Source organism: Rhizobium sp. ZW T2_16 (assembly GCF_044987325.1).
Lineage (GTDB): Bacteria > Pseudomonadota > Alphaproteobacteria > Rhizobiales > Rhizobiaceae > Neorhizobium > Neorhizobium cellulosilyticum.
On sequence record NZ_JBJDRG010000008.1, the window covers coordinates 102,230 to 123,475 of the forward strand.

21 protein-coding genes and 1 tRNA gene are annotated in these 21,246 nt (G+C 57.9%); 18 read left to right on the top strand and 4 right to left on the bottom strand.

Annotated features, from left to right (window positions below; all coding sequences use genetic code 11):
* Positions 1–45 precede the first annotated feature (45 nt).
* The 4 genes from ACI3K0_RS19465 to ACI3K0_RS19480 all read left to right on the top strand — a co-directional run bounded on the left by ACI3K0_RS19465 (position 46) and on the right by ACI3K0_RS19480 (position 7,077).
* Entirely contained in the window at positions 46–963 is a 918-nt protein-coding gene (locus ACI3K0_RS19465) for an ImuA family protein (RefSeq protein ID WP_404946000.1), read from the top strand.
* A complete protein-coding gene (locus ACI3K0_RS19470) occupies positions 935–2,422 on the top strand; it encodes a Y-family DNA polymerase (protein WP_404946057.1) in 1,488 nt (495 codons plus the stop codon). The genes ACI3K0_RS19465 and ACI3K0_RS19470 overlap by 29 nt, the downstream gene beginning before the upstream one ends.
* The gene (locus ACI3K0_RS19475) at positions 2,422–5,847 is read left to right on the top strand and encodes an error-prone DNA polymerase (protein WP_404946058.1); all 3,426 of its coding nucleotides are present in this window, start codon (positions 2,422–2,424) and stop codon (positions 5,845–5,847) included. The genes ACI3K0_RS19470 and ACI3K0_RS19475 overlap by 1 nt, the downstream gene beginning before the upstream one ends.
* 168 nt (positions 5,848–6,015) lie before the next feature.
* The gene (locus ACI3K0_RS19480) at positions 6,016–7,077 is read left to right on the top strand and encodes a class I SAM-dependent methyltransferase (protein WP_404946001.1); all 1,062 of its coding nucleotides are present in this window, start codon (positions 6,016–6,018) and stop codon (positions 7,075–7,077) included.
* Positions 7,078–7,320: 243 nt separating this feature from the next.
* Here the strand turns inward: ACI3K0_RS19480 and ACI3K0_RS19485 are convergent.
* Positions 7,321–7,410 (bottom strand) — tRNA-Ser (locus ACI3K0_RS19485).
* A 316-nt stretch (positions 7,411–7,726) separates the two neighbouring features.
* On the opposite strand from ACI3K0_RS19485, the gene rplU reads away from it, so the two are divergent.
* The 14 genes from rplU to ACI3K0_RS19555 all read left to right on the top strand — a co-directional run bounded on the left by rplU (position 7,727) and on the right by ACI3K0_RS19555 (position 19,961).
* Positions 7,727–8,038 (top strand): 50S ribosomal protein L21, encoded by a 312-nt coding sequence (gene rplU / locus ACI3K0_RS19490; protein WP_148143782.1) that lies wholly within the window; start codon positions 7,727–7,729, stop codon positions 8,036–8,038.
* Positions 8,039–8,067: 29 nt separating this feature from the next.
* Entirely contained in the window at positions 8,068–8,337 is a 270-nt protein-coding gene (gene rpmA, locus ACI3K0_RS19495) for a 50S ribosomal protein L27 (protein ID WP_148143781.1), read from the top strand.
* Positions 8,338–8,467: 130 nt separating this feature from the next.
* The gene (locus ACI3K0_RS19500; RefSeq protein WP_404946002.1) at positions 8,468–9,115 is read left to right on the top strand and encodes a GNAT family N-acetyltransferase; all 648 of its coding nucleotides are present in this window, start codon (positions 8,468–8,470) and stop codon (positions 9,113–9,115) included.
* Positions 9,112–9,699 (top strand): GNAT family N-acetyltransferase; N-acetyltransferase, encoded by a 588-nt coding sequence (locus tag ACI3K0_RS19505; RefSeq protein ID WP_404946003.1) that lies wholly within the window; start codon positions 9,112–9,114, stop codon positions 9,697–9,699. Before ACI3K0_RS19500 ends, ACI3K0_RS19505 begins: the two co-directional genes overlap by 4 nt.
* Positions 9,700–9,986: 287 nt before the next feature.
* Positions 9,987–11,048, top strand: coding sequence for a GTPase ObgE (gene obgE, locus ACI3K0_RS19510; protein ID WP_183829543.1), 1,062 nt, complete (start codon positions 9,987–9,989; stop codon positions 11,046–11,048).
* Positions 11,045–12,229, top strand: coding sequence for a glutamate 5-kinase (proB, locus tag ACI3K0_RS19515; protein ID WP_404946004.1), 1,185 nt, complete (start codon positions 11,045–11,047; stop codon positions 12,227–12,229). The genes obgE and proB overlap by 4 nt, the downstream gene beginning before the upstream one ends.
* Positions 12,219–13,499, top strand: a complete 1,281-nt coding sequence (locus ACI3K0_RS19520; protein ID WP_404946005.1) for a glutamate-5-semialdehyde dehydrogenase — start codon at positions 12,219–12,221, stop codon at positions 13,497–13,499. The genes proB and ACI3K0_RS19520 overlap by 11 nt, the downstream gene beginning before the upstream one ends.
* A gap of 50 nt (positions 13,500–13,549) precedes the next feature.
* Positions 13,550–14,146: a nicotinate-nucleotide adenylyltransferase gene (locus ACI3K0_RS19525; protein WP_404946059.1), complete on the top strand. Its 597-nt coding sequence runs from the start codon at positions 13,550–13,552 to the stop codon at positions 14,144–14,146.
* A gap of 191 nt (positions 14,147–14,337) precedes the next feature.
* Positions 14,338–14,727: a ribosome silencing factor gene (rsfS, locus tag ACI3K0_RS19530; protein ID WP_148143774.1), complete on the top strand. Its 390-nt coding sequence runs from the start codon at positions 14,338–14,340 to the stop codon at positions 14,725–14,727.
* Positions 14,728–14,831: 104 nt separating this feature from the next.
* Positions 14,832–15,314: a 23S rRNA (pseudouridine(1915)-N(3))-methyltransferase RlmH gene (gene rlmH / locus ACI3K0_RS19535; RefSeq protein WP_404946006.1), complete on the top strand. Its 483-nt coding sequence runs from the start codon at positions 14,832–14,834 to the stop codon at positions 15,312–15,314.
* Between the two features lie 87 nt (positions 15,315–15,401).
* Positions 15,402–16,820 (top strand): murein hydrolase activator EnvC family protein, encoded by a 1,419-nt coding sequence (locus ACI3K0_RS19540; RefSeq protein ID WP_404946007.1) that lies wholly within the window; start codon positions 15,402–15,404, stop codon positions 16,818–16,820.
* A complete protein-coding gene (locus ACI3K0_RS19545) occupies positions 16,810–18,141 on the top strand; it encodes a S41 family peptidase (RefSeq protein ID WP_183829528.1) in 1,332 nt (443 codons plus the stop codon). Before ACI3K0_RS19540 ends, ACI3K0_RS19545 begins: the two co-directional genes overlap by 11 nt.
* 73 nt (positions 18,142–18,214) lie before the next feature.
* Positions 18,215–19,405 carry a divergent polysaccharide deacetylase family protein gene (locus tag ACI3K0_RS19550; RefSeq protein ID WP_404946008.1) on the top strand — a complete coding sequence of 397 codons (1,191 nt, stop codon included), beginning with the start codon at positions 18,215–18,217 and terminating at the stop codon, positions 19,403–19,405.
* 13 nt (positions 19,406–19,418) lie between these two features.
* On the top strand, positions 19,419–19,961 hold the full coding sequence (locus ACI3K0_RS19555) for an RNA pyrophosphohydrolase (protein WP_404946009.1): 543 nt from the start codon (positions 19,419–19,421) through the stop codon (positions 19,959–19,961).
* Positions 19,962–20,029: 68 nt separating this feature from the next.
* On the opposite strand, the gene bfr is transcribed toward ACI3K0_RS19555, so the two are convergent.
* The 3 genes from bfr to ACI3K0_RS19570 all read right to left on the bottom strand — a co-directional run bounded on the left by bfr (position 20,030) and on the right by ACI3K0_RS19570 (position 21,225).
* Positions 20,030–20,515 (bottom strand): bacterioferritin, encoded by a 486-nt coding sequence (gene bfr / locus ACI3K0_RS19560; RefSeq protein ID WP_404946010.1) that lies wholly within the window; start codon positions 20,513–20,515, stop codon positions 20,030–20,032.
* Positions 20,481–20,810 (bottom strand): (2Fe-2S)-binding protein, encoded by a 330-nt coding sequence (locus ACI3K0_RS19565; protein ID WP_246436459.1) that lies wholly within the window; start codon positions 20,808–20,810, stop codon positions 20,481–20,483. Before ACI3K0_RS19565 ends, bfr begins: the two co-directional genes overlap by 35 nt.
* Before the next feature lie 142 nt (positions 20,811–20,952).
* Positions 20,953–21,225 carry a formate dehydrogenase subunit delta gene (locus ACI3K0_RS19570; protein WP_206828464.1) on the bottom strand — a complete coding sequence of 91 codons (273 nt, stop codon included), beginning with the start codon at positions 21,223–21,225 and terminating at the stop codon, positions 20,953–20,955.
* Between the last annotated feature and the right edge of the window lie 21 nt (positions 21,226–21,246).

Here is a 21,246-nt window from a genome sequence, read left to right on the forward strand (position 1 = left end):
TCTATAAGAACATAAAGTGAACATTTAAGATGGAGAGCTGACGCCATGGCCCATACAGCCGCGGCGCAGGAGAAGTTATTTGCCCTGCGCGAACAGATCGCCAGATTGGAAGGCAGAAGCCTGCCGGCAATGGCGGCGGCGAAGATGGAGAATTTTGCCGCCCAATCGAGTGTTGAAGAGCGATTGTTCTTCGGGATCCCGGTTCTCGATGATGCGCTGAGCGGCGGTCTGCCGCTCGATTGCATTACCGAAATCCGTTCCGGATCATTCTCCGATGCCGGCGCGGCAACCGGTTTTTCCCTTTCGCTTGTCGGGCTGATGAAGGCGCGCAAAGCCCCTACAGGTCCGATGTTATGGATTGCCGACGGGTTTACCGCTGGCGAAATGGGTATTCCTTATGCCAGAGGCATCAAGCAGTTCGGCATCGATTCCCGGACGATATTTCATGCATCGCCTCGCAGGCTGGAGGATGCCCTGTGGCTTGCGGAAGGCGCGCTTGAAAGCAAGGCGTTTATAGCGACGATCCTTGAAGTTCATGCAAATCCCAAATCCTTTGGCTTGGCTGAAAGCCGAAGGCTCAGTCTCCGGGCAAAGGCGGCAGGGCGGCCGCTTTTCCTGTTGCGGCATGCAGGGGGCGAGGAGGCCAGCAGTGCTTCCGTGCGTCTTCTTGTCGAGCCGGCTCCGGCTCTGGAGCGACCCCTCTCGGATGGCAGCATGCTTAGCGGCAGCATCGGGCATCCAGTTTTCAACATCACCCTGGAGAAGAGCCGAAATCCGGCCCCTCTCAGCTTTCGTCTGGAGTGGAACCTTCATGACCGCCAATTTCAACTCGCCCGAAATCCAGGCAAATCTTCTTTCCACAAGTGGCCAGCGCATTCTGGCGCTTCACTTTCGGTATCTGCCGACCGACAGGATCGCCAGAAAGCTCTGGGGGATGTCGTGGCGTTCGAAAGAGCGTCCTGACCATCCTCCGATCATCTGTGCCGGCAGGCGCGATAACGCATTGCGGCTGGTTGCAATCGATGAAGTGGCGCGGACACGCAGCCTGAAGCGAGGGCAGGGGCTTGCCGAAGCGCGGGCCATGTATCCAGACATCGATGTCTTCGACGAGGATGAAAGAGCCGATTTTGCCCTTCTGGAAGCGATTGCCGATTGGTGCGATCGTTACACACCGCTTGTTGCCCTGGACGGAAAGGACGGGCTCTTCCTCGATATTACCGGCTGCACCCATCTTTTCGGAGGAGAGGATGCGATCCTTCGAGATATTCTTGCCCGGCTTTTTCAGATGGGTTTCGACGTGCGTGAATCGATTTCGAGCACGCCGGGCCTGTCCAGCGCGATCAGCCGGTTTGGGCACGGCGGAGTGATCGCAAGGGAGGGTATGGCGTCCGCGCTGGGCGCCTTGCCCGTGCACGCGCTTCGTCTCGATGAAAAAACGGTTGCTTCACTTTTGAAGCTTGGTCTGAAACGCGTTGCAAATCTTATGTCCATGCCAAGGGCGCCGCTTGCCCGCCGGTTTGGTGCGCAGTTGCTGATGCGGCTCGATCAGGCACTTGGAACGAACGAGGAAGCTATATCGCCACGACGCCCGGTGGCGCCGCTTTCCGCCGAGCGCCGGTTGGGTGAGCCGATCCAGACGGAGGAGGATATTCTCGGGATGACAGCCGAGATTGCATCCTCTCTCAAATTGCGCCTGGAAAATCGCGGTGCCGGCGGCAAGGTGTTCGAACTTGTTCTCTTCCGCGTCGACGGGCGCGTGTTTCGGATTTCGGCAGGCGCTTCGCGCCCGTTGAGAGATCCGAAGCGGATTTCCGGCCTGTTTTCAGAGCGCCTCAATGCCATTCATGACGATCTGGATGCAGGTTTCGGCTTCGAACTGTTGCGCCTCAACGTGTTGCAACATGATGTTTTCGATGCGCTTCAAGCGGATTTTTCAGGAGAGGAGTGGCGGGAGACATCGCTTGCGGATTTCATCGACAGGGTTTCCGCCCGGTTCGGCGCAGGTTGTCTCCAAGTCTATCAGCATCAACAAAGCCACATTCCGGAACGTGCCGAAATCTTCCTTCCGGCGATTGCAGAACTGGAAAGGCAGCCTCAGTGCAGCGAAAACCTGCAATTCCTGCCGCGGGCCGATCGTCCCTTGCGGCTTTTGCGCAGTCCAGAGCCGGTCGAAGCTTTTGCCGCTCTTGTCCCGGATGGTCCGCCGCAGCAATTCCGCTGGCGGCATGTGATGCACATTGTCACCCGAGCCGAGGGGCCGGAGCGGATCTCACCGGAATGGTGGATCGACGACGAGAACGCAAAGGAGCGCGATTATTTTCGTCTCGAAAGCGAATTGGGACGGCTTTTCTGGGTTTTTCGGCTTGGTCGTTACGGGGATGATCCGCCTCCGACATGGCGTATCCATGGGGTCTTCGCATGATGGATGATGAACCCAGATTTTTCGAGATCGGCGCCAAGACGAATTTCTCCTTTCTTGAAGGGGCGGCGAGGCCTGAAGAGATGATCGTGTCCGCCAGCGTGCTTGGCCTTTCCGGATTGGGAATTGCCGATCGCAATTCCGTTGCCGGCGTGGTGCGAGCCTATAACCAGTTCAAGGAGCTGACCGCAGTTTTCGAGCGGCAGAAAGAAAAGGGCAGGGATGTTGCTGAGGACGAAGCCATCGAACCCTGCCGGTTTCAACCCGGCACCAGGCTAGGTTTTGCAGACGCTACGCCGGATATTCTTGCCTATCCGAAGAACCGGAAGGGCTGGGCCAATCTTTGCCGGCTCCTCAGTACCGGCAATCTGAGAGCGCAGAAGGGGGCCTGCATTCTGGAAGAATGGGATCTTCTGGAATGGTGTGACGAGATGATGCTGGCGGTCGTGCCGGATTTTTCCCGCGCCGAAGACAAGGTCTATCTGGCGGATCTCGATGAGCGGCTTGGTTCGTATCGGAAAAGATTCCGCAAGAATATCTACCTTGCTTTGTCGCCAACCTATGACGGGCGCGATCCCTTCGTTTTTGCTGCCTTTTCCCGGATCGCGCGGCAAAACCGCGTGCCGCTGATTGCGACAAACCTCCCGATCTTTAGCCTCTCCTATCGGCGCTCGTTGGCGGATGTGGTGACCGCAATTCGTCATCATGTGACGATACAGGAAGCGGGCTTTCGGCTTGCTCCGCATGGAGATCGGCATCTCAAGCCGGCATACGAGATGGCGCGGCTCTTCCATGCCTATCCGGATGCGGTGGAGAACACGGCTATATTTTTCGGCCAGCTTAGTTTCTCACTCAAGGCACTGGAGCATAATTATCCTGACGAAAGCGTGCCGGGAGAAACCGTTTCGGAAACGCTCGAGCGGCTGACATGGGAGGGCGCAACGCGCCGTTACGGGCAGAAGATACCGGAAAAGGTTTCCGGGCAGATCCGTTACGAACTCGATCTCATCAAGGAGATGAAATACGAACCCTATTTCCTGACTGTCCGCCATATCGTGTGGCATGCGCGTTATGAGCTGAAAATCCTGTGTCAGGGGCGGGGGTCTGCCGCCAATTCCACGGTCTGTTACTGTCTGGAGATCACGGAAGTTGACCCGACTATCACTTCCCTGCTTTTTGAACGCTTCATTTCAACCGAGCGGAACGAGCCGCCGGATATCGATGTCGACTTCGAGCATGGTCGGCGCGAAGAGGTCATCCAGTATATCTACAGCCATTACGGTTATCGTCATGCCGGGCTGACCGCTGCGGTGACGAGTTACCGGACCAGAATGGCCGGCCGCGAGGTCGCCAAGGCCTTCGGATTGTCGGAAGATGTTCAGGCCGCACTTTCGAGTACGGTCTGGGGCTGGTCGGAGGACGGGCTATCGGAGCGGGACGCCAAGGTAGCCGGTCTCGATGTCAAAGATCCCCTGACGAAGAAGGTCATTGCCCATGCACGGGAACTGATGGGCTTCCCGCGACATCTGACCCAGCATGTCGGCGGTTTTCTCATTACCCGCGACAGGCTCGACGAGGTGGTGCCGATCATGAAAACGGCAATGCCGGGCCGCTACATGATCGAATGGGATAAGGACGATCTCGATACGCTGAAGCTTCTGAAGATCGATGTCTTGGCACTGGGCATGCTGACCTGTTTGAAAAAAGCTTTCGAGCTTTTGCAGTACCATTACGATCGTGAAGAAACGTTGGCGGGCCTTCTGCAAAAAGGCGAAGATCCAAATGTTTACCGAATGATCTGCAGGGCCGATACGATCGGTGTCTTTCAGATCGAAAGCCGGGCGCAGATGAGCATGCTGCCCAGGCTCAGGCCCGAAAAATTCTACGATCTTGTCGTCGAGGTTGCGATCGTTCGACCCGGTCCTATTCAGGGTAACATGGTTCATCCTTACCTGAAGCGCCGAGAGATGAGGAATGCCGGCAAAGAAATCCCCTATGAGCGACCTGAGTTGAAAGAGGTTCTGGAACGGACGCTGGGCGTGCCGCTCTTTCAGGAACAGGCTATGCAAATCGCCATCAAGGCAGCCGGTTTTCCGCCGGAGAAGGCTGACCAGCTACGTCGATCAATGGCGACCTTCAAACGTTCGGGACGTGTCAGTGAATTCGAACGCGATTTTATCGCGGGCATGCGAAAAAACGATTACAGGGAGGAGTTCGCGAAGCAGTGCTTTGAGCAAATCAAGGGGTTTGCCGAATACGGATTTCCGGAAAGTCATGCAGCATCCTTCGCTCTCCTCGTCTATGCATCTTCGTGGATCAAGACCTATTATCCGGATGTCTTCTGTGCAGCTTTGCTGAATTCACAGCCCATGGGCTTCTATGCCCCGGCGCAGCTGATCCGGGATGCGCGTGAACATGGCGTGAGCGTTTTTCCGGTCGATATCAATCACTCGGAATGGGACTACACTCTGGAAGCGGTACCATTTGATCCGGCCAGGGTAAACCTGCGTCATGCAAGCATGCGGGATGTCATCAAGACCCGCTACGGAATAAGGCTCGGCTTTCGCCAGGTCAAAGGTTTGAGCGAAGATGACATGCGCGACAAGCTCACTACCAATCGCGATGAGGGTTACCGGAGCGTTCATGACCTCTGGCTCCGGTCCGGACTGGATAAGGCCAGCCTCGAGCGGCTTGCCAATGCCGATGGTTTCGGTTCGATCGGCTTGAGCCGCCGTCAGGCATTATGGGCGGTGAGGGGGCTGGATGTGAAAGCCGCTCTCAACAATTCTAACTTGTTTGAGATAGCCGGGCCTGCGGATCTTCGACCGGAGCCTCAGGCTCACTTGCCCTTGATGCTACCGGGAGAAGAGGTGATCGAAGATTATCGTCATCTGTCACTTTCCCTCAAAGCTCATCCGGTCTCCTTCCTGCGCGAGGAATTCCGCTCTATGGGCATTGTGCCAAGCGTTGATCTTCTCAACATCCAAAATGGCCAGCGGGTAACGATCGGCGGCATCGTGCTGGTGAGACAGCGCCCGGGATCGGCAAAAGGTGTAATCTTCATCACGCTCGAAGATGAAACGGGTGTTGCCAATGCGATTGTCTGGCCGAAGACTTTTGAAAAATATCGTTCCGTGGTCATGGGCGCACGATTGGTGAAGATCCGGGGGAGGCTGCAAAGCCAGAGCGGGGTCATTCATACGGTCGTCGAACATATCGAGGATATGACGCCGATGCTGGGCCTGCTGCAGAAGGAAGCCAGACGTTTCGGAGACCCAAAATCCGATGAGGCTATCAATTCCGGCGGTGGATCGTGGAAACCCAAGGCGCATTCCATTGGCTTGCCCCTTAAGCAAATTTCCGATCCCATAGATCCACAAGGGACCGATCCGGCGCAAGTCATGCCTAAAGGGCGAAATTTTCATTAAATTCTCTCATTGCCGCATTCCTCAACGTAACAGATCTTGCGAAATAAAAGGCCGATCCAGAATCCTTTTTCGAAGACGTGCCGAGCAGTCTGAATGGACTGCGTTTGATTGGATTTATATGTGTCGATGTGCTAATTTAAATCGGCGCTTTGCAACTGGGAGGCTTCGATGCGTGAACCGGATATGCAGAAACTCGACACATTGGTCAGCCGCCTTGTTGGTGATGTCGGTGCAGCCGTGACGGGAGCGCTGGTCGTGCTGGGTGACCACGTGGGTATTTTCAGGGCAATGGCGGATGGTGAGTCTGTCCAGGCGGCTGAACTGGCGGCTAAAACAGGTGTGAAGGAGCGATATCTGAGGGAGTGGCTAAGTGCCCAGGCTGCTGCCGATTATATCTGCTACGACGAGCGAACGGATCGCTTCAGCCTGTCACCTGAACAGGCCATGGTTTTCGCCGAAGAAAACAGCCCGGCCTTTTTCGTCGGAGCGTTCGAAGTCGTTCAATCCATGTGGATGGATGAACCGAAGATTGCCGACGCGTTTCGAACGGGTAAGGGGGTCGGTTGGCATGAGCACAGCAATTGCCTCTTCCGAGGGACTGAACGTTTTTTCCGTCCCGGTTACAACAGCTACCTCGTTGCCGACTGGATCCCAGCTCTCAATGGCGTAGAGGCAAAACTCAAGGCTGGGGCCAGTGTTGCGGACATCGGATGCGGCCACGGCGCATCGACCATTCTGATGGCGCAGGCATATCCGGCCTCGCGGTTCATAGGGTTCGACTACCATGGACCATCGATCGAGAGGGCAAGAGCGACCGCCGAGAGTGCAGGAGTGGCGGATCGGGTAACTTTCGAGCAGTCACCCGCTGCTGCTTTCCCGGGTCGTGACTATGACCTCATTGCGATGTTCGACTGCCTTCACGACATGGGAGATCCGGTTGGTGCAGGGCGGCATGTCAGGGAAACACTTGCGACGGGCGGAACATGGATGATCGTTGAACCCTTCGCGCATGATCACCTCAAGGACAATCTCAACCCGGTGGGTCGTGTCTATTACGGAGCGTCAACGATGATCTGCACGCCGGCCTCGCTTTCTCAGGAGGTCGGACTTGGGCTTGGCGCACAGGCCGGCGAATTACAGCTTCGCAGGGTTGCGCTCGATGCAGGATTCACGCATTTCCACCGAGCGACAGAAACACCCTTCAACATGGTATTTGAGGTAAGAGCGTAAGCTCTGTTCGCTGTTGCAAACTCATGCGATATCGGGCGCAGCCTTTGAAGGTGTGTCCTCCGTGCTTCGCTTGATCACACACGCCGGTTTTCGCCATCCGTCCAGCAAAACAGTGCGGGAAACCATTCATTGTCTGCCAAGCCACATTCTCGAATGTTCGAGCGTGTTTATCCTCTGCGAGCAGTGAGCCGGTAAAGACAAAAACTCACAGGGCTAGCAGAGATCGCGATCCAATGGCGAATATGGCGGAGAGGGTGGGATTCGAACCCACGGTGCCCTCGCAGGCACGCCGCATTTCGAGTGCGGTGCTTTCGACCACTCAGCCACCTCTCCGCTTTGCTGGTCGGCGCAATGTGCGCGGGCTGTCTCATAGCGGCGAAAAATCAGGCTGGCAAGGGGCGAAATGCAAGTCTTCATATCCTTTTACCTTGACAGTTTTTTGTCGCTCGCGTAAGCCCGCCTGCGTTCAGGTGTGGAAATGCGTCCGCGCCTGACGATCGCGAGAAATCCTGGTGGTTTTCGCGCGATTTCACCGGCAGATCAGTTTTGAAAAGATATCTCTTTCCTGACCTCCTGCTAAAGACCGACTGATAAAAAGACGGCCCTTCTCATCGAGAAGAGAGCCGGAACGAACATGAAAGGATATAAAATGTTCGCAGTCATCAAGACCGGCGGTAAGCAGTACCGCGTGGCCGCCAACGACGTGCTGACCATCGAAAAGCTGGAAGCCGAAGCTGGTGCAGTAGTCGAATTCAACGAAGTCCTGGTCGTCGGCGTTGGCGCCGATGCCAAGATCGGCGCACCCTTTGTTTCGGGCGCGACGGTCAAGGCCGAAGTTGTCGAGCATAACCGTGGCAAGAAGGTCATTTCCTTCAAGAAGCGTCGCCGTCAGAATTCCAAGCGTATTCGCGGTCATCGCCAGCATCACACGGTCGTCCGTATCACCGACATTCTCGGCTAATCAGGTTTCGAAGGTAAAGGAGAACTCCCATGGCACATAAAAAAGCTGGCGGTTCGTCGCGTAACGGTCGCGATTCTCAGTCCAAGCGCCTTGGCGTGAAGAAGTTCGGTGGCGAAGTCGTCATTCCGGGCAACATTATCGTGCGTCAGCGCGGTACGCAGTGGCATCCGGGCGCCAATGTTGGCCTCGGCAAGGACCATACGATTTTTGCACTCACCGCAGGCAACGTGAATTTCCGTACGAAGGCGAACGGCCGCGTATACGTGTCCGTAATGCCGAAAGCGGAAGCCGCAGAATAAAGCCGGCAAGCGTTATGCAACCGGCGTCTCATCGACCCGGTTGAACGTTCAAGGTTCAGTCAAAGAAAAGGGAAGATGGGGCGCTACTCCATCTTCCTTTTTTCTTTTTACCCCCAGAGGAGACTGAACCATGCAAGTCGAATTGTTGAGGGCGAGCCAATCCCGGCCGCCGGAAGAACGGCTGCGGCCGGACCGGTCCGAGGATCGGTCGAGAAGCGAGTGCCCCGTCTTACTGTCGCCGAGACTGGTTCTCCGCGCACCCCACAAAGAAGACATCGACGCACTTGCCCATCTCGCCAACAATGCCGCCATCGCAACGATGGTGTCGCGCATGCCGCATCCCTATACGGCGACAGACGCAGCCGATTTCGTGCGACGCACGAATGCCGGCGAGATTGGCAAATGCGTCTATGCCATTACGCGAGGAAATGACGGCGCCTTCCTCGGTTGCTGCGCGCTGGAGCCGCAGTCGGACGAGCGCACGCTCGAAATCGGCTATTGGCTCGGCGAACCCTATTGGAACGAGGGTTATGGCACTGAAGCCGCGCATGCGCTGATCGACATGGCCTTTCGTACCAGAAGCGAAATCGACCAGATCGATGCGCGCTGCCGGGTTACCAATATTCCATCCAAGCGGGTGATCCAGAAGTGCGGCTTCCAGTTTCAGGGATCCGGCATGATCGATTGCCTTGCGGAAGGCGCCATGGTGCCGGTTGAGTGGTTCCGTCTGGATCGCAAGACATGGATCTCGTTGAGAAGCTGGGGAGAGCTGAGATGAATGCCGCAATAGTCGAAAGATCTGTCGAAGTTCGGCTGGCACCGGGGCCGTGCCCGATCATCCAGTCCCGCCGGTTGACCCTGCGTCCTCACCGGATCGGCGATGCGGATGCGATCGCGGCATCGCTTGCCGATTTCAAGGTTGCCCGCATGCTTTCTCGCGTGCCGCAGCCTTATCATCGAGATGACGCGATCGATTGGCTGGTACGTCAGACCTCCGGGCTGATGCCGGATTGGAGCCTTGCAGTCACCACGGGCGATGATGTCCATATCGGCGTCGTCGGCATGGAATTGCGCAGAGACGGCTGGCACCTGGGATATTGGTTGAACCGGTATTACTGGGATCATGGCTACATGACAGAAGCTACCGGCGCCGTGCTGGAACGTTTCTTCCGGCGCATGCCGGACGCCGTGGTGCATTCCGGTGCCTTTGCCGACAACCTCGCTTCGCTCAATGTGCAGCGAAAGCTCGGTTTCAGGATTGTCGATGCGGGAGAGGTTTTCTCGACTGCGCGCAACCGCATGGCGCCGCATATCGAGACGATGCTGGAGGCCGGCGATCTGGTGCGGCCTCAGGCCTGCTAAAAATGCTGATGGCCATTGGTGTCTGCCGGTGGCCATCAACATGTCTCAAGCGATACGGGATTGATCTGGCCAGGGAGATCCGCTGGCGGTATCGAAAACCCTGATCGGGGCGTGCGGTATCCGTTCCATGCCGCAGACCCGCTCGTGCTGGAGCCGCATTACAGCTTATGGCTGACGAACTTCATGATAATCTTTGACCTTAAAGGCAACGAACGGTATCGAAACGCTAAAGAAGGCGTCCAGAAATCCCTGATGACGTTGCGTAACACAAGACTGACGGCAGCAAGATGAAATTTCTCGACGAAGCAAAAGTCTATATTCGCTCCGGTGACGGTGGCGCGGGTGCAGTCTCGTTCCGGCGGGAAAAGTTTGTCGAGTTCGGCGGGCCGGATGGTGGCGATGGCGGACGCGGCGGCGACGTCTGGGTCGAGGCGGTAAACGGTCTCAACACGCTGATCGATTTCCGCTTCCAGCAGCATTTCAAGGGCAAGATCGGTACCCATGGCATGGGCCGTAACCGCACCGGCGCCAATGGTGAAAGCGTGACGTTGAAAGTGCCTGTCGGCACGCAGATCTTCGAGGAAGACAATGAAACCTTGATCATGGACATGATCAAGGAAGGCCAGAAGTTCCGCCTGGCCAAGGGCGGCAATGGTGGTTTCGGCAATACCCATTTCAAGAGCCCCACCAACCAGGCGCCGAACTGGGCCAATCCAGGTCTTGAAGGCGAGGAAAAGACGGTCTGGCTGCGGCTGAAGCTGATTGCCGATGCCGGTCTCGTGGGGCTTCCCAATGCCGGCAAGTCGACCTTCCTTGCTTCGGTTACCCGCGCTCGACCTAAGATCGCCAATTATCCGTTTACGACCCTCCACCCCAATCTGGGCGTTGCGGCGATCGACGGGCGCGAATTTGTGCTTGCCGATATTCCGGGCCTGATCGAAGGGGCGCATGAAGGGATCGGCCTCGGCGACCGCTTCCTCGGCCATGTTGAGCGCACCCGCGTGCTGCTTCATCTCGTCTCTTCGATGGAAGAAAAGGTCGGCCAGTCCTACAAGACGGTCAAGGCGGAACTTGAGGCCTATGGTGGCGGCCTGACAGACAAGCAGGAAATCGTCGCACTGTCGCAGATCGATATCCTGGATGAAAAGGAACTGAAGAAGAAGGCGAAGGAACTGGAGAAGGCCTGCGGCCAGACGCCGTTCCTGATTTCGGCTGCGACGGGCAAGGGCATGACGGAAGTCCTGCGTGCCCTTCGTGACGTCATTCTCGAAGCCAGCGAAGGTGACGAAACGACCCTGCCGGACAAATCCGCACCGGTGCAGGACTATGACGAGGATGGGGAGCTATGACCGGCGGCAGTACCAATAGCCGCAAGGCGCTTTCCAGCTATCGCCGGGTCGTCATCAAGATCGGCTCGGCGCTGCTTGTCGATCGCAAGACCGGGCTGAAATCCGCTTGGCTCGATTCCATCTGCAGCGATATCGCGGCGTTGAAGGCGGCGGGTGTCGATGTCCTCGTCGTGTCTTCGGGCGCAATTGCCCTGGGTCGCACCGTTCTCGACTTTTCCGCTGGTGCTCTGAAACTCGAAGAAAGCCAGGCGGCCGCGGCTGTCGGTCAGATTGCGCTTGCCCGCGCCTGGTCGGAAAGCCTGTCGCGTGATGCGATCGTCGCCGGCCAGATCCTGCTGACTTTGGGCGATACGGAAGAGCGCCGCCGTTATCTGAATGCCCGCGCGACCATCAAGCAGTTGCTGAAAATCGGCGCGGTGCCGATCATCAACGAAAACGATACCGTCGCGACATCGGAAATCCGCTATGGCGACAATGACAGGCTGGCTGCGCGTGTCGCGACGATGACGGGGGCCGACCTGCTCGTGCTTCTGTCGGATATCGACGGGCTTTACACCGCTCCTCCGCATCTCGATCCCGAGGCTAAGTTCCTCGACACGATTGCGGCGATCACGCCAGAAATCGAGGCGATGGCCGGCGGCGCCGCATCCGAACTGTCGCGCGGCGGCATGCGTACCAAGATTGATGCCGGCAAGATCGCGACCGGCGCCGGTTGTGCGATGATCATTGCATCGGGCAAGACGGACCACCCCCTGCAGGCAATCGAGCAGGGAACGCGATCCTCGTGGTTTGCACCGTCCGAGGCGCCGGTGACCGCGCGCAAGACCTGGATTGCCGGGCAATTGCAGCCGGCCGGCGAACTGCATGTCGATAATGGTGCGGAAAAGGCGCTTGGTCTGGGCAAAAGCCTGCTGCCCGCAGGTGTTAGCCGGATCGAAGGTCATTTCCACCGCGGCGATACGGTTGCCATCATCGGTACCGATGGGCTTGAGATTGCCCGCGGTCTGGTCAGTTACGATGCCGATGAGGCGCGTCAGATCACAGGGCGGAAATCTGCCGAGATCGAAGCGATATTGGGTTATGCCGGCCGCGCCGCCATGGTTCATCGCGGCGACCTGGTGATGACGGGTGGGCTTCGGTCGAAGACAGGCCGCAAGGAGGAGGTTATCCATGCTGGATAAGGTTTCGACGGTCGATATACACAAGGTCATGGCCGAAATCGGCCGCAACGCCAAGTCGGCTGCGCGTCAGCTCGCGATTGCGTCAACGCAGGCGAAGAACACGGCGCTGCATGCCATGGCGGATGCGATCGTTGCGGCCATGCCCAGGATTCTTGCGGCAAATGCCGAAGACCTGAAGGAGGTGGAAGGCAAGGGCCTGCTGCCATCCTTCATCGATCGCCTGACATTGACGGAAAAGGGTATTTCCGCAATGGCGCAGGCGTTGCGCGAGATCGCCGAATTCAAGGATCCGGTCGGAGAGGTGATTGCCGCCTGGGATCGTCCGAACGGATTGAATATCGAGCGTGTCCGCACGCCGCTCGGCGTCATCGGCGTGATTTATGAAAGCCGTCCCAATGTGACGGCTGACGCCGGCGCATTGTGCCTGAAGGCCGGCAATGCGGTGATCCTGCGCGGCGGTTCGGATTCGGCGCAATCATCGCAGGCTATCCATGATTGCCTTGTTGCTGGCCTGAAGGCTGCCGGTCTTCCGGAGCATGCGATCCAGATCGTGCCGACGACCGATCGTGCGGCTGTCGGCGCCATGCTGTCCGGTCTCGATGGTGCAATAGACGTTATCGTCCCGCGCGGCGGCAAGAGCCTTGTCGCCCGTGTGCAGAACGAGGCGCGCGTGCCGGTCTTTGCGCATCTGGAAGGCCTCTGCCATATCTATGTCGACACATCCGCCGATCTTGAGATGGCGAAGAAGATCGTCGTTAATGCCAAGATGCGGCGCACCGGCGTCTGCGGCGCGGCCGAAACGCTGCTGGTCGACAAGGCCGTTGCCGGCACGCATCTCGTGCCGCTTCTGCAAGCATTGAAGGACGCCGGCTGCGAGATCCGCGGATCGGCCGAAGTCCTGCTTGCCTGCCCGACGGCGGCAGCGGCGACGGAAGAAGACTGGCGCACGGAATATCTGGATGCGGTGATTTCGGTCGCGGTCGTTGACGGTATCGATGGCGCGATCCGACACATAAACACCTACTCTTCCAGCCACACGGAAGCGGTGATTGCCGAAGACCCGGCCGTTGTGGCGCGTTTCTTCAACGAGATCGATTCCGCCATCCTGTTGCACAATGCGTCCACGCAGTTTGCCGATGGCGGCGAATTCGGCATGGGTGGCGAGATCGGCATTTCGACCGGCAAGATGCATGCGCGCGGCCCGGTCGGCGTCGAGCAGCTGACCTCGTTCAAATACCGTGTGCATGGCACCGGCCAGATCCGTCCATAGAGCTTCGGCCCGACGTGGAAGAAGAGAAGATCGATCGCCAATATCTTACCATGCCGCATATCGAGCGCGGCATGGCCGTCGGGCTTTTCGGCGGTTCGTTCAATCCGCCGCATGAAGGCCATCTGCTGGTCGCCGAAATTGCGCTGCGCCGTCTCGGTCTCGATCAGCTCTGGTGGATGGTGACGCCGGGAAATCCGCTGAAAAGTCGCAGCGAGCTTGCGCCTCTCAGCGAGCGAATTTCGCTCAGCGAGCATCTTGCCCGTGATCCGCGCATCAAGGTCACCGCGTTCGAAAAGACACTCGGCGGCTCCTACACGGCCGATACGCTTGCCCATGTGAAAGCCAAAAACCCCCAGGCCCATTTCGTATGGATCATGGGGGCCGACAGCCTGCAGTCCTTCCATCTGTGGCAGAAATGGCGCGAGATCGTCTCGATGTTTCCGATCGCGGTCGTTGATCGGCCGGGTGCGACCCTGTCATTCCTGTCGTCGAAAATGGCCCGCACATTCGACTACGCGCGCGTGGATGAGGATGATATCGGTACGCTCTGGAAGCGGCAGGCGCCTGCCTGGACCTTCATTCATGGCCCCAGATCGACGCTGAGTTCGACCGCGCTCAGGGCGAATGGCCGCAAGAACTCACCATGAACCTGAAGGAGCGTCTACACATGACGGTTTCGCGTCATGCGTTCACTTCTGATGGTCCTCCCTTGAAAGATTAACCATTCGGTGCCAACTTCATCAAAGCGGCCGACCTTGATCGGATTCGCTGGAAGTGCTTGTTGCTGTTACTTGGTAAGAAAGGACAAACCCTGACAACAGTACACGCCAAGGGAAAGATGGTTTCCATCCTCCCGCAGAGTTCCGAACGTGGCGCCGATGCCGCAGCTCGCGCTCTCGAACTGATCCTCAATAGCCTTGAGGATTCCAAAGCAGAAGATATCGTCACCATCAATATTGCCGGAAAATCGGCGCTGGGCGACTACATGGTTGTGGTCACCGGGCGATCGAGCCGCCATGTCATGGCGATCTGCGACCATCTTGTCACCGACCTGAAGGATGAGGGGCTTGGATCCCCGCGTGTGGAAGGTCAGGAAAGCGGTGACTGGGTGCTGATCGACACGGGTGATGTGATCGTTCACGTGTTCCGTCCCGAAATCCGCGAGTTCTACAACATCGAAAAGATGTGGGCAGCTCCGGAGATCGAAGAGGGACCGCTGCTGCATTGAGCGGTTTGGGCTTGGCCTGAACCGTCGAAAGCCGTTAAAGCCAAGACTGGCGTCACGCGCCGGTGCAGCACTCTTCGGCTGTTCGAATTTAGACGGATCAGGACATGCGTATTACCCTTTTTGCCGTGGGACGGCTCAAGGCCGGCCCGGAGAAGGACCTTGCGTCCCGCTATCTCGACCGTTTCGCCAAGGCCGGCCCCGCCGTCGGCCTGGAACTGGCGAAACTGGTGGAGGTACAGGAAAGTCGCGCGTCCAATGCCGATACCCGCAAGCGCGAGGAAGCCGGCGTCCTGGAAAAGGCCTTGCCCGAGGGCGGCATCCTCGTTCTGTTGGACGAACGCGGCAAGACGCTCGACAGCCAGGCTTTTTCGGATGCGATCGGTCGTTATCGCGACAATGGAAAGCGCGACATGATGCTGGCTATCGGCGGTGCAGACGGTCTCGATCCGGAGCTTCGCGCCAAGGCTGATCTCGTACTCAATCTGGGAACGATGACCTGGCCGCATCAGCTGGTCCGCATTCTCATTGCAGAACAGCTATACAGGGCCGTGACCATTCTTTCCGGCCATCCCTATCACCGCGTTTAACCTTTCGTTCAGGCGCAAACACGATGTTGTTTGTGGCGGGCCTAAGCAAATCAGCCTAGCCTTCGCATTCTATCACTCGGAGCGGATATGGACGCCAGTCGGAAAAGACCTGCCAGATATGGATCAGGCTTGGCCAGCACGCTGGCCATTGCCGGTCTTCTGCTGGCCGTTCCGCAGCCGCTATATGCGCAGGATGCCGCGCCGCCGGGCGATGGCGCGGTAAACGCAGCCCCGGTCGAGGCTGCCGGTCCGACAGCTGAATTGAGGCAGAAGCAGGAAGAGACGCGCAGGGAGCTCGAGGCGCTCGGCCAGACGATGCAGCTGTCGGGAGACAAGATCGCCGATATCGAGAAAAGCATTGCGCAGACCAACAAGGATAGCGCCGATATCCGCCAGGCCCTGATCGATTCTGCGAAGAAGCGGCAGGATCTGGAGCGTAAGATCCAGGAAAGCGAAAAGAAGATCGCTGCCCTCGGCGTCCAGGAAGACGGAATTCGCGCATCGCTTCGCAGTCGCCGGGGTGTTCTTGCGGAAGTGCTCGGCGCGCTCGAGCGCATGGGACGCAACCCGCCGCCGGCATTGCTGGTGAAGCCGGAGGATGCGCTTGCTTCCGTGCGCAGCGCCATTCTTCTCGGTGCCGTCGTGCCGGGCATGCGTGCGGAGGCCGAACGCCTCGTTGCCGATCTGAAGGCCCTGAGCGAGACGCGTAATGCCGCAGCGAGTGAAAAGCAGGCCGTGTCGGACACGATTGCCGCGAGCCTTGAAGAAGACAAGCGGATGGATCTTCTTCTGGCTGAAAACGAAAAATTGAACGGCCGGAATACGGCGGAACTCGAGGCAGAGCGGCGGCGCTCGGAGGAACTTGCAGGCCGGGCGACATCGCTCGAAGGGCTTATCTCTTCGCTGGAAAGTGAAATATCCTCGGTGCGGGAGGCGATGGAAGCCGCCAGGGCGGAAGAGGAGCGCCAGAAGCGTCTCACGCAGGTCGAGCGCGAAAAGGCGAGGGAGCTTGCCGAAAACGGTGTGCCCGACAAAAACCGCATTGCGCCAGCATATGCGTTTTCAAGCCTGAGGCAGAAGCTGGCCTTTCCGGTGGCAGGCGATGTCGTACGCTGGTTCGGCGATCCCGACGGGACAGGTCACACGGCGCGCGGCATCACCATCGCATCCAATGCCGGGGCCATCGTGACTGCGCCCGCGGATGGTTCGATCGTATTTGCCGGAGCCTTCAGAAGTTACGGCCAAACGATCATTCTTAATGTCGGTGACGGGTATTACGTGGTCTTCACTGGCATGAAGGATGTGAACGTTCGTCAGGGAAGCTTTGTGTTCAGCGGTGAGCCGATCGCCGTGATGGGTGAGAAAAGAGTGGCGAGTGCAACTGCGTTGGCGCTGGAAACGGATCGCCCAACGCTTTACATTGAATTTAGAAACGGCAACACCACGGTTGATTCCAAGCCATGGTGGTTAGCCAAGGAAACTGGAAGGGCGCGAAATGATTCGTAGGGCTTCGCTTGTCATCGTCGGTGCACTCATGGGTGCGACAGCGATGAGTGTCATCTATTCGGCCGGCGTGCCGGCCCAGGCAGCCGGAGCGTCGACCTATAAGGAACTTTCGATTTTTGGTGACGTCTTCGAACGCGTTCGCGCTCAATATGTGACGGCGCCGGATGAGGAAAAGCTGGTCGAAAACGCGATCAACGGCATGCTGACCTCGCTCGATCCGCATTCGAGCTTCATGAATGCCAAGGATGCCGAAGACATGCGGACCCAGACCCGTGGCGAATTCGGCGGTCTCGGCATCGAAGTGACGATGGAAAACGAGCTGGTCAAGGTCATTGCGCCGATCGACGACACGCCCGCTTCCAAGGCCGGCATTCTTGCCGGTGACTTCATCTCCGAAATCGATGGCCAGTCCATCCGTGGCTTGAAGCTTGAGGATGCCGTCGAGAAGATGCGCGGCGCGGTCAATACGCCGATCAAACTCACTGTCATCCGCCAGGGCGCCGACAAGCCGCTCGAAATCACCGTGGTTCGTGACGTTATCGCCGTGCGTGCGGTCAAGTCCCGCGTGGAAGGCGGGGATGTCGGTTATGTTCGCGTCATTTCCTTCACCGAAAAGACATATGATGATCTCGAAAAGGCAATCCTGAAGATCAAGGCCGATGTTCCGGCCGACAAGCTGAAGGGTTACGTTCTCGACCTGCGTCTCAACCCGGGCGGTCTTCTGGATCAGGCGATCAATGTATCGGACGCCTTCCTGGAGCGTGGCGAAGTTGTTTCCACCCGCGGCCGCAATGCCGACGAAACCCGCCGCTTCAACGCCGGTCCGGGCGACCTGACCGATGGCAAGCCGGTCATCGTTCTGATCAACGGCGGTTCGGCTTCGGCTTCCGAAATCGTTGCCGGAGCGCTTCAGGACCTCAAGCGTGCAACCGTTGTCGGTACCCGTTCCTTCGGCAAGGGTTCCGTCCAGACGATCATTCCGCTGGGCGATGCCGGTGCATTGCGCCTGACGACGGCGCTCTATTACACGCCGTCCGGCAAGTCGATCCAGGGTACGGGTATCAACCCGGACATCAAGGTCGAGCAGCCGCTGCCGCCGGAACTGCAGGGCAAGCTGAAGGCAGAGGGTGAATCCAGCCTCAAGGGTCATATCCAGGGCAATGCCGAGACGGAAGAAGGCTCCGGTTCCGCAGCCTATGTGCCGCCGGAAGCCAAGGATGACATTCAGCTGAACTATGCACTGGATCTTCTTCACGGCACCAAGACCGATCCAAGCTTCCCGGCCAGCCCGGACAAGGCTGCAGCTGCGGTCAAGAAGTAAGAACAGTACCGGGGGAGCCTGAAAATAGATCCCCCGGATTTTTTCATGACCGCGGGATAGCACGGATATTAGCTTGGGTACTGATCTCCATGCACCCTTGGGACAAGGGCGGCCACCGAAGACGAAACGTTCGTGGCGTGGTTACAAGGCCGCTCTGTGCGGCAGTGTAGTCCTTGTCGGCGTTATAGCTCTCTCCATCTATGTCATTCGGGAAAATGACGGGCTCAGGCAGGTTGCCGCCAATGTCGAGCAAGCGCCTTCCGGAGATAAATCCGACCCTTCGAAAGAGGCGGAGGCCGTGGCTCGTTCCGCGCAATCGGGCACATCGTCCGAACGTACGGCGTCCGGTGCCAATATCGAGCGCATTCCCACCGGCGACGGAAACTACGTTACCAAATATACGCCGCGTGACCGGACCGGGCCACTGGTCATCGATGCGCAGCGGATGGGCCAGGATCCGCGGATAGCCGGCCAGCCGAACCCGGATCTTGTCGAAGAAACCGAAGACGGAAAGCTGCCGATCATCGGCGCCGACGGTCTGCGTCCCATGGACCAATATGCAAGGCCGTGGTCAGGCGAGAGGGGGGCGCGGGTCGCCATTGTCATCAGTGGCCTCGGCCTCAGCCAGACTGGCAGCCAGAAGGCTGTCCAGCAACTGCCGGCGGGGGTGACGCTAGCATTCGCGGCGAGCGGCAACAGCCTGCAGCGCTGGATGCAGGAAGCGCGGCGCAAGGGTCATGAGATATTGCTGCAGGTTCCGTTCGAACCTTTCGATTATCCGGCGAACGATCCGGGGCCAGGTACTCTGCTGACAGCGAACTCCGCCAAGGACAATCTCGCGCGCCTCCACCAGGCCATGGCGCGGGTCACCAATTATACCGGCATCGTCAATTATCAGGGCGCACGTTACCTTTCGGATGAAAAGGCGCTGCGGCCGGTGCTGCAGGACGTGGCGAAGCGTGGGCTCCTTTTCCTTGATGACGGGACGTCTTCTCTTTCAAAGACGAATTCCGTATCCGATGCCGTCAAGCTGCCTCATGCCTTTGCCGATGTCGTGCTCGACGGACAGGTGCAGACTCAGGCCATTCTTCGCAAGCTCGATGAACTCGGCCGCATCGCGGACCGGCAGGGAACGGCAATCGGCATTGCCGCCGCTTACGACGAGAGCATCGATGCTGTAAGGCAGTGGAGCGAAGAAGCGGCGCAGCGCGGCATCGAGATCGTCGGCGTTTCGTCGATCGTGCGCGATAAAAGTGAACCCTGACGGAGAATGAAGCATGGCCAAAAAAGACGAGGCCAAGAAGAGTGGAACGGTGAAGGCGGAAGACCTGCCGTATCGACCTTGTGTGGGCATCATGGTGCTCAACCGTGACGGATTGGTCTGGGCCGGCCGAAGGATCTCCGAAGGCAACAGCGAATATGACGGCTCGCCGCAACTCTGGCAGATGCCGCAAGGCGGCATCGACAAGGGAGAGGACGCGCTTCCCGCCGCCTATCGCGAGCTTTACGAAGAAACCGGCATGAAGACGGTGACCCTGCTTGCCCAATCGAAGGACTGGATCAATTACGATCTGCCGGCACATCTCATCGGTATTGGGCTCAAGGGAAAATATCGCGGGCAGACCCAGCGCTGGTTCGCCTTTCGCTTCGAGGGCGACGAGAGCGAGATTGCCATCAATCCGCCGCCGGGCGGCCATGAGCCGGAATTCGACGCCTGGGAATGGAAGCCGATGGCGGATCTTCCCGGCTTGATCGTTCCGTTCAAACGGCAGGTCTACGATCAGGTGGTTGCGGAATTTTCGCATCTGGCAGCAGCCTGAGTTCCGGCGCTTCCATGAACAGCAAATGAGAAGAGAAGACCCGGCCCGAAAGCCGGGTCTTTGCTTATTCACTCTGCAGCGTCGGCCGATTCCGCGTTGAGCTGGCCGTAACGTTCCTCACCGATCTTCGTCAGCAGGTCGAGCTGCGTTTCGAGGAAGTCGATATGGCCTTCCTCATCCATCAGCAGCTGTTCGAACAGCTTCATGGAAACGTAGTCACCTGCCTCATGACAGAGATCACGGGAGGCTTTGTAGGCAGTGCGGGCGTCGTATTCGCCGGCAAGATCGGCTTCCAATACTTCCTTGACGTTCTGGCCGATCCGCAGCGGCGCGAGTGTCTGGAGATTGGGATGGCCCTCAAGGAAGATGATGCGATCGATCAGACGATCGGCATGCTGCATTTCTTCGATGGATTCGGCGCGTTCCTTCTTTGCGAGCTTGGTGAAACCCCAGTCGCTCAGAAGACGATAGTGCAGCCAGTATTGATTAACGGCCCCAAGTTCGAGGAACAAAGCCTCGTTAAGCCGCTCGATGACCCTTTTGTCGCCTTTCAATGTCCGCTCTCCTGTTTTCCTCATGGAATTGCTTCAAGCGAGACAAATATATAACGACTTCGTCTTCCGTCGAGTGACGCAGGGCATGATATTCCTCCGTCGTGCGAATAATCAGATCCACGACGTTGGGGAAACAGCCACAACAGCGGCCGCGTTTGCTCATGGCATGATAGACTTTCGCCGGTACGATGAGCTGCCAACAGTCTTCGTCAAGAAGCTGGACGATGACGTCCTTGATTTCCTTGTCCGTGATGTAATTGCAGCTGCACACGAGCATTTCCGGTAGACCTGTCAAACATGACCAACGCTATCTTCTTTTGAGAAAGAAGACCGGGGATGTCAAGAAAAATCCTGTTCTGCTTAATCACGAGCTGCTAAATTGCCAAGCCTCGCCACCATGGATATGGCGCAAAGCGTTTCAACCTCGCAATCCAGCCTTATAGTGGCTTTGCAATGCCGCTGCTTGTCCCGGGTTTTGCCTGCGAAGATGGTCGGTGGATCAAGGTTGACGCTTCGATCACCAGCGGCATCAGTCCGTCCGCACCTTCATCCAGGCATTCGAACAGATGCCTGCGCATCCGTGGCTCCCAGAACTTGTTAATGTGGGTGGCAACGCCTTTTGCTCTGTCGGTTTCCGGCTGTGACATGAAGAAAGTGGCGATCTGATTTGCCATTCTGATCAGCTTTTCCCGCCCCTGATCATGCGACATCGATGAGCTCCTTTTTATCCG